At 60.4% G+C, this 14,242-nt stretch carries 13 protein-coding genes; 6 read left to right on the forward strand and 7 right to left on the reverse strand.

What is annotated here, in order from left to right; all coding sequences use genetic code 11:
* The first annotated feature begins 1 nt into the window (after position 1).
* On the forward strand, positions 2–550 hold the full coding sequence (locus tag BOA8489_RS07360) for an amino acid synthesis family protein (protein ID WP_245813722.1): 549 nt from the start codon (positions 2–4) through the stop codon (positions 548–550).
* On the opposite strand, the gene argE is transcribed toward BOA8489_RS07360, so the two are convergent.
* The 3 genes from argE to BOA8489_RS07370 are packed head-to-tail and all read right to left on the reverse strand — an operon-like array spanning position 551 to position 3,181.
* Positions 551–1,708: an acetylornithine deacetylase gene (argE, locus tag BOA8489_RS07365; protein WP_093973379.1), complete on the reverse strand. Its 1,158-nt coding sequence runs from the start codon at positions 1,706–1,708 to the stop codon at positions 551–553.
* Positions 1,705–1,851 (reverse strand): hypothetical protein, encoded by a 147-nt coding sequence (locus tag BOA8489_RS20395; RefSeq protein WP_176440231.1) that lies wholly within the window; start codon positions 1,849–1,851, stop codon positions 1,705–1,707. The genes argE and BOA8489_RS20395 overlap by 4 nt, the downstream gene beginning before the upstream one ends.
* A gap of 49 nt (positions 1,852–1,900) precedes the next feature.
* Positions 1,901–3,181 carry a DUF3422 family protein gene (locus tag BOA8489_RS07370; RefSeq protein ID WP_093973380.1) on the reverse strand — a complete coding sequence of 427 codons (1,281 nt, stop codon included), beginning with the start codon at positions 3,179–3,181 and terminating at the stop codon, positions 1,901–1,903.
* A 199-nt stretch (positions 3,182–3,380) separates the two neighbouring features.
* Between BOA8489_RS07370 and BOA8489_RS07375 the strand changes: the two genes are divergently transcribed.
* The 5 genes from BOA8489_RS07375 to BOA8489_RS07395 are packed head-to-tail and all read left to right on the forward strand — an operon-like array spanning position 3,381 to position 10,184.
* Entirely contained in the window at positions 3,381–3,932 is a 552-nt protein-coding gene (locus BOA8489_RS07375; RefSeq protein WP_093973578.1) for a helix-turn-helix domain-containing protein, read from the forward strand.
* 16 nt (positions 3,933–3,948) lie between these two features.
* Complete coding sequence (locus tag BOA8489_RS07380; RefSeq protein WP_093973381.1) at positions 3,949–6,399, forward strand: GcvT family protein; 2,451 nt, start codon at positions 3,949–3,951, stop codon at positions 6,397–6,399.
* On the forward strand, positions 6,396–6,857 hold the full coding sequence (locus BOA8489_RS07385) for a pyridoxamine 5'-phosphate oxidase family protein (protein WP_093973382.1): 462 nt from the start codon (positions 6,396–6,398) through the stop codon (positions 6,855–6,857). The genes BOA8489_RS07380 and BOA8489_RS07385 overlap by 4 nt, the downstream gene beginning before the upstream one ends.
* A complete protein-coding gene (locus BOA8489_RS07390; protein WP_093973383.1) occupies positions 6,854–7,735 on the forward strand; it encodes a homocysteine S-methyltransferase family protein in 882 nt (293 codons plus the stop codon). Before BOA8489_RS07385 ends, BOA8489_RS07390 begins: the two co-directional genes overlap by 4 nt.
* Positions 7,736–7,751: 16 nt before the next feature.
* On the forward strand, positions 7,752–10,184 hold the full coding sequence (locus BOA8489_RS07395; protein WP_093973384.1) for a GcvT family protein: 2,433 nt from the start codon (positions 7,752–7,754) through the stop codon (positions 10,182–10,184).
* Here the strand turns inward: BOA8489_RS07395 and BOA8489_RS07400 are convergent, their stop codons facing one another.
* From BOA8489_RS07400 to BOA8489_RS07415, 4 genes are read right to left on the reverse strand one after another with little or no spacing between them, the layout of a single operon-like run.
* Positions 10,185–11,093, reverse strand: coding sequence for an aldose epimerase family protein (locus tag BOA8489_RS07400; RefSeq protein WP_093973385.1), 909 nt, complete (start codon positions 11,091–11,093; stop codon positions 10,185–10,187).
* Entirely contained in the window at positions 11,090–11,392 is a 303-nt protein-coding gene (locus BOA8489_RS07405; protein WP_093973386.1) for a DUF4387 family protein, read from the reverse strand. The genes BOA8489_RS07400 and BOA8489_RS07405 overlap by 4 nt, the downstream gene beginning before the upstream one ends.
* Positions 11,385–12,737, reverse strand: a complete 1,353-nt coding sequence (locus BOA8489_RS07410) for an acyclic terpene utilization AtuA family protein (RefSeq protein WP_245813724.1) — start codon at positions 12,735–12,737, stop codon at positions 11,385–11,387. Before BOA8489_RS07410 ends, BOA8489_RS07405 begins: the two co-directional genes overlap by 8 nt.
* Positions 12,737–14,242: a tripartite tricarboxylate transporter permease gene (locus tag BOA8489_RS07415; protein ID WP_093973388.1), complete on the reverse strand. Its 1,506-nt coding sequence runs from the start codon at positions 14,240–14,242 to the stop codon at positions 12,737–12,739. The genes BOA8489_RS07410 and BOA8489_RS07415 overlap by 1 nt, the downstream gene beginning before the upstream one ends.

Here is a 14,242-nt window from a genome sequence, read left to right on the forward strand (position 1 = left end):
CTTGGAGAATCCCCGTAAGATATTCGTTTTCAAAGATATTACGACATCTGACGCTATGGGTCAGCCGTGCGATCCTGTGACCCGAGTAGCGGTGGCCGCCATCATTGCGAACCCGTGTGCGGGCAGGTTTCAGCAAGACCTTGCGATCCTCTTCGAAACGGGTGGTGCTCTTGGCAAAAGGCTTGCCGACGAAGCGCTGGAACAGCTGCGAAATCCTGCCGTCGCCTACGGCAAGGCGGCGATTGTCGGCATTAACGGAGATATCGAACATGGCGGCGCGGTCATTCATCCGAAACTTGGAGCTCCGATGCGAAATGCTGTCGGAGGCGGCGACGCGGTGATCCCATCCAACGTCAAGATCGGAGGCCCCGGAACGGCCATCGACCTGCCGCTTGGGCACAAGGACAACCCGTGGTCGTTTGATCATTTCGACACAATGACACTGACCATTCCCGATGGCCCCCGACCAGACGAGATCGTGATGTTCGTCGCCTATTCCGACGGTGCTCGCCCAATCCCGCGATGTGGCAAAGGCCCGGTCAAGAGCTGATCATGTGCAAAGATGCGCGATCAGCCGGTCCATGAAGGCCTCTCCCGCCTCCATCTGAGCGATTGTTACGTATTCATTCGGCTGATGTGCCAGCGCGATATCGCCGGGACCGCAGATTACGCCTGAATAGCCCGCGTTTTGGAAATGCCCGGCTTCGGTGCCGTAGCTGACCACATGATTGGCGTTGTCGCCGGTCAATCGCCGCGCCAAGTGTTCGGCCGCACCGTCGTTTTCAGGCCGCAGTCCTGGCAGACTGTAAAACGGCTCGAGGTCGATGCCGACGTCGGGTTGAATGGCTTTCATTCCAGCTTCAACGCGGCGAACTTCTTCGATGAACCGAGCCTCCCAAGCCTCGCGCGAGTCGGTCGGCACAAACCGGAAATCCACGTCGAAACGGCAATCCCTGGCGGTGATGTTGTGCGCAGTTCCGCCGGAAATCTCACCCACATGCAGCGTCGTCCACGGAGGGTCGAACATCGCGGCGATCTCGCTCGGCTCGCTTGCCGCACTTTCGGCGTTCATCCGATTGCACCAGTCGATCAGCCTTGCGCCTTCCATGATCGCGTTCACCCCGGTGTGCATCAGCGACGAATGCACCTCGAACCCGCGCACATGCACCATAAACCCGCTGCCACCCTTGTGACCCGTTACGACCTTCATCATCGAGGGCTCTCCGACAATCACCAAAGCCGCCGGGGGCAGATGCTCTCGCATCTTCTCGATCAGCGGAGGCGCGCCCTCGCAGCCGATTTCTTCGTCGTATGACAGCGCGATCTGCAGGGGCTTCTTCAACGGCGCCTTGGCGGCCTTTACCAGAGCCACCAGCGCCAGCGCATCGAACCCCTTCATGTCGCAAGTCCCGCGTCCGAACAGCTTGCCGTCCTTATCGGTCACAACCCAGGGGTCGGTCACCCAGGCCTGCCCATCGACCGGCACCACATCCGTGTGCCCCGACAAGACCACACCTCCGGGTGCGTCCGGCCCGACATGCGCATAGATTGCCGCCTTCTGTCCGTCCTCGTTCAGCATCCGGTGCGAGGTCACGGCGTTGTCGGTCAGAAACCCCTGCACCCAGTCGGCAAGATCGAGGTTGCTGTCGCGACTGACTGTCGGAAATGAGACGAGCTTTTCAAGAACGTCGCGTGAGGTCAGTGTCATGTGATGTCCAATACCGAATGACCGAGCGATACCGTCTTTCGCAGGGCTTTGGTATCCTTATGCCATTGCTCTTCAAATTTCGACACGCAGCCACCGGGTTCGATACTGCGGTCCGTGTCCATCACGTCGTCGGCCTGCGTCACGCAGGTGACCCAAACGCCCGGACCCGGCGAGCGGGCCTTTCCCTTGCAATCATTCCAGCCGATTGCGCATTTTCCGCACCATGACAAACACCAGCGCCAGCACGATCGGCGTCACGATTGCCAGCGTCATTCCCTTGGAAAGCCCTAACCCTTCCGCAAAGGGATATGACAGATAGCCCAGCAGATTCACCGCATAGTAGCTGATCGCCGCGACCGAGAATCCCTCGACCGTACGCTGCAACTTCAACTGCGCATCCGCGCGCCGGTCCATGCTTTCCAACAATTTCTGGTTCTGCGCCGAGCGTTCGACATCGACCCGCGTGCGCAGCAAGTCGCCCGCTCGCATCGCCCGTTCAGCCAGAGTCTTCATCCGTGTCTCGGTCGATTTCACTGTGCGCATCGCCGGATCGAACCGCCGCATCATGAATTCAGCGATCGTTTGGCGCCCCTTGAACCGCTCTTCGCGCAGGATCGAGGTGCGCTGATTGACCAAAGCCTCGTAAGCGCCGGTCGCACCGAAACGGAACGAGGACGAGGCGAGAATGCCCTCCAGCTCCGAAGACACTTTCAACAGCGCCTCAAGTGTCTCCGCCGGCTCGCTTCCGATGCCGGTCATATCATCCATCAGCGCATTCAGCCGCACGTCGATTTCGCCGATCTGCGGTCCCAATTCGCGCACGCGGGTCAGGCCAAGCATCGACATCGTCTTGTACGTCTCGATTTCGCATATTCGCTGCACGATCCGCCCGACCCGCCGCGATCCGGCTTCCGGCGTCACGAAGATCGCGAACCGCATATGGCCCGCCGTATCGAGGCGGAAATCCCCTGCGACCACGGCGCTGTCGTCTAGGACCTGACTGACGGCAAGGCTTTCGGTGACGAACCATTCGTCCACCTTTTTCTCGATAACCGTGTCGTCGGCCTCGGCCTCGACCCGGATCAGCGCCGAACTCGTCACCACACCCGGTGCGGCCCCCAGCCATTCGCTTGGGAAAACCTCGAAATCGCGCGCATCAAAGGGCGTTTCGCTCAAGCCTTCCGCGAAAATGGTGTAGGTGACGAATTCGGTGTGGCTCTCCCACTTCAGGCGAAACTTTCCGATATCGCCGAAATAATGCGTGGCACCCGGTTGCGGATGCTTTGCACCATAGCGATCCAGCAAAGCAATCAGATGCGCCCGGTCAAGATCACGGTCGCGGCCAACCGCGTTCGACACTGGCTTGATCGCCAGATAGGCCGCGCGGCAGGGTACGCTCAGCACCGGGAAGGGGCGGGCGTGAAGCTCGTTTATCATCTGATAACGTAGCGGATGGTCTTGCAACTGGCTCATGGCACCTCGATTCCTGATCCTCTACCTAGCCGGATTTGCGCATCTGTAAACGAAAAAATCGCCCAATTTCCTTAACTTAGCGGTCGACGATTGCATACAGTGATCGCGCCATGAAAATTCAATTGACTTTTTCAGCATTAGGGCGTGAAAATATTCTTGGAAATTTCACGAAGGATCGCCTCCTGTGTCTCTGATCGATATGCCAGACAGCCTTGGACGCGACATCCGAGCCTTGCGCAAATCGCGCAAGCTGACCCTGTCGGAACTGGCCGAAAAACTAGGCCGGTCCGTAGGCTGGATGAGCCAGGTCGAGCGCGATCTCTCTGAACCTTCCATGAGCGAAATCAAGGACCTCGCACGGGCCTTCGACGTGCCAGTGCAGACACTCTACGGCCACGCACCCGCCCGCGCCGGCGAAGAGGGGCGCATCGTGCGCGCCAATGCGCGCCGACCAGTCGGGCACCGCGCCGACGGGTTGTCCGAGGACCTCTTGTCGCCCGATCTCACCGACGATTTCGAAGTCGTGCATTCGACCTTCGCCCCCCTTGCGCGCCGCGATGAACCCTTGTCGCGCCCTACGCAAGAGGTCGGCTACATCATTTCCGGTGCCCTCGATCTGACGGTCGGCGGCACGACGCACCGCCTCAATCCCGGCGACAGCTTCCGCATCCGTGGCGAGCCGTTTTCCTGGGCCAATCCAAACACCACACCGTGCATCGCGATCTGGGTGATCGCGCCACCGGTCTACTAATTCAGGGAGGACACCCATGTCCGATTTTCCAACGACCGCCCGCGTGGTCATCATCGGCGGCGGTGTCGTCGGCACCTCGACTCTTTATCACCTTGCCAAAGCGGGCTGGAGCGATTGCGTCCTTCTTGAAAAAAACGAACTGACCGCAGGGTCCACATGGCACGCCGCAGGCAATGTGCCGAACTTTGCGGGGTCTTGGGCAGTGATGAACATGCAGCGGTATTCGGCCACGATGTATCGCACGCTTGGCCAGGACGTCGATTACCCGATGAACTACCACGTCACCGGTTCGATTCGTCTGGCGCACTCGAAAGAGCGCATGCAGGAGTTTGAGCGCGTCGCTGGCATGGGCCGCTATCAGGGCCTGCAAATGGATATCTGCACGCCTGCCGAACTGAAGGACATGCACCCCTTCATGGAAACCCACGACATCATGGGCGGCATGTGGGACCCGCTGGACGGTGACATCGACCCGGCACAATTGACCCAGGCCCTTGCCAAAGGCGCCCGCGATACGGGGGGCCAGATCGAACGCTTCTGCCCGATCACCGGGCTCGACCGCGACGGCGACGAGTGGATCGTAAAGACCGCCAAAGGCGATATCCGTTGCGAATACGTTGTGAACTGCGCAGGCTACTATGCCCAACGTGTCGGCGAGATGTTCAAGCCTTTTGGTGGTCGCACCGTGCCGATGGTCGTCATGTCTCACCAGTATTTCCTGACCGGACAACTGCCCGAACTTGAGGCATGGACCAAGGAAAAGGGCCACAAAGTCCCGCTACTGCGCGATGTCGATATCAGCTATTACCTGCGACAGGACAAGAACGGCCTGAACCTCGGCCCCTACGAGCGGAACTGCAAAGCCCATTGGGTCACGCCCGACGATCCCATGCCCGAGGACTTCAGCTTTCAGCTTTACCCCGATGACCTCGACCGCCTCGAATTCTACATGGAAGATGCCATGGCCCGCGTGCCGCTCTTGGGCGAGGGCGGCATCGAGCGCAATATCAATGGCCCGATCCCGTACGCCCCCGATGGCCTGCCGATGATCGGCCCTATGCCCGGCGTCAAGAACGCCTTCGAGGGACATTCCTTCACCTTCGGCATCGCGCAAGGCGGCGGTGCAGGCAAGGTTCTGTCGGAATGGATCATGCACGGCGAAACCGAACTGGACATGTGGGCCGTCGACCCGCGCCGATACACTGACTACACCGACCACGACTATTGCCTCGCCAAAGCGCTCGAAACCTATGGCCACGAATACGCCATGCACTTTCCGCACCACGAATGGCCTGCGGGTCGTGACAAAAAGCACGGGCCCTTGCACGACAAGCTCGTCGAACAGGGCGCAGTGCTTGGCGCTTACAACGGCTGGGAGCGCGCAAATTGGTTCGCGAAACCAGGGGACGACACCTCCGAGGAATCGACGCAAACCTGGGATCGCAGCGGCCCTTGGGAAGTCCGCGTCAAAGAGGAATGCGAATCCGTCCGCGATGGCTGCGGCGTCATTGCAATCACCGGCTTTTCGCGCCTCAAAGTCGAAGGCCCCGGAGCGAAAGACTTCGTCGATAGCCTCACCGCCTCGCAACTGCCGAAACCGGGCCGCATCTCGTTGGCTTACTTCGCCGACAGCCGTGGTCGCATCCTGACCGAGATGTCAGCGATGGTGCATGGCGACGACGAGGTCGGCCTTATCACTGCCGCGGTCGCACAATGGCACGACGCCGAAATCCTGAAGCGCAAAGCGCCCGAGGGCATCACCATCACCGACCACACCAAAGAGGTCGAGGCCATCCTCGTTACCGGTCCAAAAGCCCGCGATACCCTTGCGCCAATCACCGAAGGCCACGATCTTTCCGCCCCTTGGCTCTCGGTCAGCCTGGACGGCAAAGTTGCAGGGCGCGATGCAGCCTTGGTGCGCGTCAGTTTCGCCGGTGAGCTTGGCTGGGAAATCCATTGCGCCGTCGCCGACGCCCCTGCCATTTACGACGCGCTGATGGATCAGGGCGCAACCCCCTTCGGCATGTATGCCCTGAACGCCCTGCGCATCGAAAAAGGCTATCGCGCATGGAAAGGCGACCTCTCCACCGACTACAGCCTTCTCGAAGGCGGCCTTGACCGGTTCGTAAAACTCGACAAACCGCAAGATTTTCCCGGCAAAGCCGCGTTGCAAAACGAAAGACAGCAAGGCGTCAAGAAACGCTTCGTCACTCTGACAGTTGATGCAGGCGACGCAGACGCGCCCTATATGTCCACACTCTGGCACGGTGACGAAGTGGTCGGTGAAACCACCTCGGGCGCATGGGGCTACCGCGTGAACAAATCCATCGCGCTGGGCATGCTGCGCGTTGATCTGACCACCCCCGGAACCGAGGTTGAGGTCGAGATCTTCGGCAATCGCTACAAAGCCACGGTCGAAGAAGACCGGCCGCTCTGGGATCCCACAAACGAGCGGATCCGCGCATGATCACCGACGAAGCCCGCCGCATCATCCGCGAGTTCCCCCTCGGGATCGTTGCCACCATCACCGCAGACGGGCGGCCAGCCGCGTCGCCCAAGGGGACGTTTCTGGTGCTGGATGACACGACGATCGCCTATGGTGATATCCGCTCGCCCGGCACGCGGCGCAACCTGCAAAAGCTCCCCATGGCCGAGGTCGTTTTCGTCGACACCTTCCGCCGCAAAGGCGTGCGCCTCAGTGGTACCACCGAAGTCGTAGACAGTGAGGCCGCGCGGTTCAAGACCCTGATAACACAATGGAAAGCAACTTGGGGCGATCTGGCCAACCGGATCACAGCCCTCGTCCTTATCCATGTCGACACCGTCAAACCACTCACCACGCCGCCCTACGATGACGGCGCAACCGAAGCCGAAATGATCGCAATGTATCGCGACAAATATGCAAAGATGTTCCCGGGATCATGACACATATTACCCTTCTAGGCGGTGGCCTCGGCCAGGAATTGGTCCGCCGCTCGAAAGACGCTCCAACGCCGCTTTGGTCCACGCAGGTCATGATTGACCATCCCGGCATGGTCGAGGACCTGCACCGCGACTACTACGATGCGGGTGCCACGGTTGCGACGACCAACACCTATGCCCTGCATTTGGATCGCCTTGTGGATACCCCCTTCGCTGGTAAGCAAGTCAATCTTGTCACAGCCGCTTTGAATGAAGCCAAAGCCGCGCGCACGAAACCGGGCCAGCGGCTTGCAGGCTCGATCGGCCCGCTCATCGCCAGCTATCGCCCCGACATTCACCCAGACCTTGAAACGGCCATCCCGCTTTACGCCGACATGGCCCGCCAACTGGCCCCGCACGTTGACTTTCTGATCTGCGAAACCGTGGCGTCCGTTTCCCACGCCGAAGCCATCCTGACCGGCGCGCGCCAGACGAACCTGCCGGTCTGGCTCTCCGTAACGCTTGACGACGAGGACGGCACGCGCCTGCGCTCTGGTGAACCTGTGACCGAACTTGGCCACCTCACACCCGACGCATGGCTCGCCAATTGCTCGGCTCCCGAAGCCATGGCCGCCGCGCTCGACGTCTTTGCGACCTTTGGCAAGCCATACGGCGCCTACGCTAACGGCTTCAAGGAGATCACCAAGGATTTCCTCAAGGATAAACCAACCGTCGACGCACTTGCCCCCCGCGAAGACGTGACCCCTGCCAGCTACGCCGAAACAGTCCTGTCGTGGGTCGATCAAGGGGCCACAATCGTCGGCGGTTGCTGCGAGGTCGGCCCTGATCATATCCGCGAAGTCGCCCGTCGCCTGACCGCCGCCGGTCACACAATCGTCTGACAAAGGACCACCGAAAATGAGCCTTCCCGCACAAGCCCGCGTCGTCATCATCGGCGGCGGAGTCATTGGCTGTTCCATCGCCTATCACCTCGCCAAGATCGGCTGGTCCGACGTCGTGCTCATGGAAAGAAAACGCCTCACGTCGGGCACCACTTGGCATGCTGCTGGCCTGATCGGGCAACTGCGCGCCAGCGCGAACATGACGAAACTCGCGAAATATACCCAAGGTCTTTACGTCCAGCTTGAAGAAGAAACCGGCGTCGCCACCGGCTGCCGCTGGTGCGGGTCGATGACCGTCGCCCTGACCGAGGACCGCAAAGAGGAACTTCTGCGTCAGGCCTCCATGGCGCGCGCCTTCGGCGTCGAAGTTCACGAGATTTCGCCCGCCGAAGTCGCCGAGAAATACCCTCATCTGAAAGTCGACGACATCACCCAGGCGCTCTGGCTGCCGTCAGACGGGCAGGGCGACCCGGCCAACATTACTCAGGCCCTCGCCAAGGGCGCGCGCCAACGCGGCGCCAAGACGTTCGAGGGCACCAAGGTCACGAAAATCCACAAAGACGGCGCCCGCGTCACCGGGGTCGACTGGGAAACCGAAGCCGGAGACACCGGCCACACCGCTTGCGAACACGTCGTTATCGCCTCGGGCATGTGGTCCCATTCGGTTGGCAAAATGGCCGGCGTCAACATCCCGCTCCACGCCTGCGAACATTTCTATATCGTCACTGAAGGCATTGATAAACTGACACAATTACCCGTCCTGCGCGTACCTGACGAATGCGCCTACTACAAAGAGGACGCCGGCAAAATCCTCCTCGGCGCGTTTGAACCCGTCGCCAAACCTTGGGGTATGAGCGGCATCTCCGAGAGCTTCGAGTTCGACCAGCTGCAAGAGGACTTTGACCACTTCGAACCGATCCTGGAACAGGCCGTTGAGCGCCTGCCGATCCTCGCCGAAGCCGGGATCCACACCTTCTTCAATGGCCCCGAAAGCTTCACCCCCGACGACGCCTACCATCTCGGCCTCGCTCCCGGCAGCGAAAACATCTGGGTCGCAGCGGGCTTCAATTCCATCGGTATCCAGTCCGCAGGCGGGGCTGGCATGGCTCTGGCACAATGGATGGACACAGGCGAAAAGCCCTTCGATCTCGGCGACGTCGACATCTCTCGGATGCAGCCGTTTCAAGGCAACAAACGCTACCTCCACGACCGCTCAACCGAAACGCTCGGCCTGCTTTACGCCGACCACTACCCCTATCGCCAAAAAGCCACCGCGCGCGGAATTCGCCGCACACCGCTGCACGAACACCTGCTGAAAGCCGGCGCCGTCATGGGCGAAACCGCAGGCTGGGAACGCGCGAACTGGTTCGCCAATGAAGGCCAGACGCCCGAGTACGAATACAGCTGGGGACGTCAGAACTGGTTCGAAAATCAAGCCGCCGAACACCGTGCGATCCGCGAAAACGTCGGTCTTTATGACATGACGTCCTTCGGCAAAATCCGTGTCGAAGGACGCGACGCCGAAGCCGTGATGAATCGCATCTGCGGCGGCGACATGTCCGTGCCCGTGGGCCGCATCGTCTACACGCAATTCCTCAACAACCGGGGCGGAATCGAAGCCGACGTCACCGTCACACGCCTGACGGAAACCGCCTATCTCGTCGTAACACCCGCCGCGACGCGCCTTGCTGACGAGACATGGCTGCGCCGTCACGCAGGAGACGCTAATGTCGTCATCACCGACGTCACGCCGGGCGAAGGTGTCATCGCCGTGATGGGTCCGAATGCACGCAATCTGATGGCCCGTGTCAGCCCAGACGACTGGTCCAACGAGGCGCATCCTTTCGGCCACGCCCGTGAGATCGAGATCGGGTACGGTCTGGCCCGCGCGCATCGTGTGTCCTATGTCGGCGAACTTGGCTGGGAACTTTACACGTCCTCCGACATGACCGCGCATGTCTACGAAACGCTGGTCGAGGCGGGGGCTGACGTGGGCCTGAAACACGTCGGCCTGCACGCGATGGACAGCCTGCGCATTGAGAAAGCCTTCCGCCATTTCGGCCATGACATCACCTGCGAGGACCACGTGGTCGATGCGGGACTATCCTTTGCGGTCAAAACGGAAAAGCCTGACTTCATCGGCCGCGACGCAGTCCTGAAACGCAGGGAAACGGGGCCAAAACTCCGCATGGTGCAATTCCGGCTGAGGGATCCGAGGCCTCTGCTGTTCCACCATGAACCGATCCTGAAGGACGGTAAATTCGTTGGATATCTGGCGTCCGGTAACTATGGTCATACGCTGGGCGGGGCCATCGGTCTTGGCTATGTTCCGGCGGAAATCGCAAAAGAAACAGACGGTTGGTCCATTGAAGTCGCCGGAGAGCGGGTTGCAACGGATGCGTCCCTACGGCCAATGTATGACCCCAGATCCGAACGGATGCGAGGCTGATTAGCGCTTGGAGAAGCGATGCACTGTGGTCTGTCGAAAGACGTTCGACGGGTCGAGCCTGATTGACGGAAAGTTCGGCTGGTTTGGTGCGTCGGGGTGAATTTCCGGCTCGACCGCGATGCCATAGTCCATGCCCGTATATACATGAACCGCCGGCGCGTCGCTCAGAATCTCCAGTCTGAGGTTCCCGCTTTCAAGCGTGACGCAAGGTTGAAGCTTAGTGGTCCGCGGCAACACAAAGCAGTGGTCGACGCTGTGCGACGGTCCGCGCGCCTTGCGGTAGTCCAATGCCGTTCCGTCGACTTGCGCGATGTCACCGGTTGGGATGTTGGCGGCATCCATCGCCAAGACGTGATCGGCGTAGATTTGCAGAGTGTGACCATCGCGACCCTGCCCTGAAAGCGCCCAGAACGGATGAAAACCGACGTTCATCAAAGTCGGCGCGTCGGTCGTTGCCGTTATATCCAACACCAGATCGGCCTCCTTCAGCCGATAGGAAACCAACACACGCCGCTGACCGGGGAAGGCATCCGGGGGCAGGTCGACGCAGAAGGTCACAGAGCTTTCGTCTGCCGCTGCTATGTCCCAGACCATCCGGTGCAAACCTAAGGCGCCAGAATGGAGTAGGTTCGCCCCCTCGTTCGCGGGAAAGCTCAGGGTCTGTTCGTCCAACACTGCGCTGGCATTGGCGAGACGGTTCATCACCGGCCCGACGATAGTGCCGCAAAACGGGCGCGCTTCGGCTTTCGCAAGCGAAAGCGCAGGCGTCAGACCGTCGATACCGTCAAATATCAAACCGTTGATCCGCGCGCCTAGCGTCAGGAACCGTGCCGTCAAATGCTCGTTGGCGATCGTCACTTCGCGGACCGACCGACCGTCGGACAGGACTCCGAACTCGCGCGTGTTCACGGGATTTCAATCTCGGCAATCAAAGCAGCCAAAGCGGCACCGTGCATGTCGCGGTCGGCGGTGGTGCCTTGCACGGCGGGGCGGGGCAGGGACAGTTTCACGACCGCCAAATCCTCGATATCGAAGCGTTTCAGCGTTTGCGCGGGCGTATCGAGAATGCGCGCCACACCGGATGTCGACAACCCGTCGCGCACGCGCACAAAGGCATCCTGAGAGCCGCAGAAAATGTCCACGGTCAGCCAGAACGGTCCGGCATTCTTTGAACGGACTTTCTCGACGATCCGGCCAAGTTCAGGCATCGAAAGTCTCCAGCGAAAACGCATCCATCGGGTCATCCAGTCGCAAAACATGGTTGAGACAAAACTCGTAAATCGCGCCCCTGTCGATCTCGGCGGGTGAAAAGGGAAACGCAAACGTCGGCTGTTCTTCGTCGCGCGTAAGGGGGTGGTGCAGCAGGTAGGGGTTCAGAAGCTTACCGATCTCTCCGGCAAGTTCGGGCGTCTTCGCCGTGACCAGACCAAGCGCGCCGATTTCAACCGGATCACCAAGGCGCGTTTCCAGCGCGCCCAATGTCGCATTCTGCCCTATCAGTCTGATCTCAATCGAAAAATCATCCTCAGTGGCCGAGGTTCTTGCCACTGCCTTCGCGGTGCATCTCGCGACGATATCCTCGGCCCATGCCGCGGCATTTGCCACGTATCGCGCGTCCCTCAAAAGTGCGAGAACGATCGTCTGAAAGCCTGCCACCCGCGCGCCTTCAAGCTTTACCGTGTAGTCGTCGGAGGGGCTCCATTTCGATCCCGTGACCCGCACGCGCGTGTCATCCAAGGCCTCATAGCGAGCGCCCGTAACATCCAGAACGCCACCCGGCTCATACAGCAGGAACGGATCGGAGTTTTCATAAAGCATATGCGCCGATACGGTGTGCGGTGTGGCGTGGGCGCCCTCGGCCAAGGGCGTCAGGACAAAGCTGTCGCTTTCAAAATCCACCTGCAAGACGCCCGACTGCGGGTTCGTCGCGCAAAGGGCGCCACATTCGCCGATCTTCGCCGCATGCCAGGCCAGTCCTGCGTCCACGCCGCGTTCGATTGGCAAGGCCGCGATGATCGCCGTGTCTGTGGTTCGCCCCGCAATCACGATGTCCGCACCTGTCGCAAGCGCGGCCGAAATCTGCTCGACCCCGGCCAAAGCGACGATGTTGGTGCAGCTTTCAATAAGCGGAACGTCGATCTCGGGTGCGGCGGGCAGGGGGGTAACCCGGCCCGCAGCAAGAGCCGCCGATATGTCATCGGGCGCTTGATCCGACTTCAACACCGCGATCTTCGCGCTTTGTCCGGTGTCGGCCAGAACTTCGCGCGTGATCCCCAAAAGCCAGTCCACTGCCGACCCTGCGCCGCAGGTTCCGGCCGTGCCGATCACCAAAGGACAACCCGCACGCCGCGCGGCATCCATCAGTCCGGCCCATTCGGCCTTGGTCGAAGACCGCGCGTATTTCGATACGCCCCGTCCAAGATAGGACGGGCCGCTGTCCGTCGAGCCGCCGTCAATGGCGATCAGGTCAGGCTTGTTGGCAATGCCCCGTTCAAGCGCGTCGGGGTCATAGCCAAGCCCAAGCGCACCGGATGGGATCAGAATTCTGACCATCAGTCAGTGATCGCGGGCGGTTTTTTCAAGACGTTGCGCAGGAACATCGGAGCGACGAAGCCCAGAATGGCCGCGACCCACAGGCCGATCGAAATCGGGCTGGAAAACAGATAGGTCACATCACCGTCCGAAAGGATCATCGCGCGCCGCAATGCGTCCTCCATGTTGCCGCCCAGCAAGATGCCAAGAATTACCGGCACCGTCGGCACGTCGAGCTTGCGCAGGAAGTAGCCCAACACACCGAAACCGATCATCATCAGCATGTCGAAATAGCTGCCCGTTAGTGAGAATATGCCCACGAACGAGATCATCGTGACACCCGGCAACAGGATCCACGCCGGCACCATCAGGACTTTGACGAAGATCTTCACCATCGGCACGTTCATCAACAGCAACACGACGTTCGCGATCAGCAACGAGGCAATCAACCCCCAGACGACCTCGGGTCGTTCTGTGAACAACGTCGGCCCCGGCGTGATGTTCAGCGTCATCAAAAGCGCCAGCAAAACCGCAGTGGTGCCCGATCCCGGAACGCCAAGCGTCAGCATTGGCACCAGAGCACCGCCCGCCGCAGCGTTGTTGCCCGCCTCGGGGGCGGCCACGCCTTTCGGCACACCCGTTCCGAAACCGCCGTTTGGCCCGGCGATGGACTTTTCGGTCATATAGGCCAGGAACGATCCAAGAGAGGCCCCGGCTCCGGGCAGGATACCTGCGACAAAACCAACACCGGAAGAGCGCAACATCGTCCACTTGGTGTCAAAAATGTCCTTCCACGGCACACGTACCTTGTCGAGCGCGACTCCGATGGAAGACCCTTTGCCGTGGCTCTCGATAAAGAAGAACAGCTCGGCAATCGCGAAAAGACCGACAATCGCGACCAGGAAATCAACGCCGTCAAACAAGTGCAGGCTTCCTCCGGTCAAACGAGGCAGGCCGGACGAACTGTCGACGCCGATCATCGCTATCCCAAGACCCATACAGGCCGCCAAAGCCGCCTTGGCCTGGTTGTTGGACGCCATGCCGCCCAGCGTGCAGAACGCCAGCAAATACAGGGCGAAATACTCGGCCGGTCCGAACAGGAATGCCACACGTGCCAAAGACGGGGCCAGCAGCATCAAACCGATGGTCGCCAACAATGCACCCACAAAAGACGCAACGCCCGACAGAACCAAAGCATCGCCCGCACGACCTTGCTTGGCCATCGGATAGCCATCCAGAGTGGTCATCAGTGCCGGCTCGTCACCCGGAATGTTCAGCAGGATCGAACTGATCCGCCCGCCATACATCGCGCCGTAATAAACCGACGTCATCAGGACCAGCGCAGAAGTCGCATCAAGCCCCAGCGTGAAGGTGATCGGGATCAGGATCGCAACGCCGTTCGACGGACCAAGGCCCGGCAATGCGCCGATGATCGTTCCCAAAAAGCAGCCGCAAACGGCCAGAAATAACGTGTAGGGCGAAAGCGCGACGCCAAATCCAAGCGCAAGGTTGGACAGGATATCCAT

Origin of the sequence: Boseongicola aestuarii (genome assembly GCF_900184815.1) — a bacterium.
In the GTDB taxonomy this organism is placed as follows: domain Bacteria; phylum Pseudomonadota; class Alphaproteobacteria; order Rhodobacterales; family Rhodobacteraceae; genus Boseongicola; species Boseongicola aestuarii.

Bases quoted from the DNA above. Each gene is read 5' to 3' on its own strand.
- BOA8489_RS07390 (WP_093973383.1), top strand. From the start codon at position 6,854: ATGACACATATTACCCTTCTAGGCGGTGGCCTCGGCCAGGAATTGGTC.
- BOA8489_RS07410 (WP_245813724.1), bottom strand. From the start codon at position 12,737: ATGGTCAGAATTCTGATCCCATCCGGTGCGCTTGGGCTTGGCTATGAC.
- BOA8489_RS07370 (WP_093973380.1), bottom strand. From the start codon at position 3,181: ATGAGCCAGTTGCAAGACCATCCGCTACGTTATCAGATGATAAACGAG.
- argE (WP_093973379.1), bottom strand. From the start codon at position 1,708: ATGACACTGACCTCACGCGACGTTCTTGAAAAGCTCGTCTCATTTCCG.
- BOA8489_RS07395 (WP_093973384.1), top strand. From the start codon at position 7,752: ATGAGCCTTCCCGCACAAGCCCGCGTCGTCATCATCGGCGGCGGAGTC.
- BOA8489_RS07385 (WP_093973382.1), top strand. From the start codon at position 6,396: ATGATCACCGACGAAGCCCGCCGCATCATCCGCGAGTTCCCCCTCGGG.
- BOA8489_RS07375 (WP_093973578.1), top strand. From the start codon at position 3,381: ATGCCAGACAGCCTTGGACGCGACATCCGAGCCTTGCGCAAATCGCGC.
- BOA8489_RS07405 (WP_093973386.1), bottom strand. From the start codon at position 11,392: ATGCCTGAACTTGGCCGGATCGTCGAGAAAGTCCGTTCAAAGAATGCC.
- BOA8489_RS07415 (WP_093973388.1), bottom strand. From the start codon at position 14,242: ATGGATATCCTGTCCAACCTTGCGCTTGGATTTGGCGTCGCGCTTTCG.
- BOA8489_RS07380 (WP_093973381.1), top strand. From the start codon at position 3,949: ATGTCCGATTTTCCAACGACCGCCCGCGTGGTCATCATCGGCGGCGGT.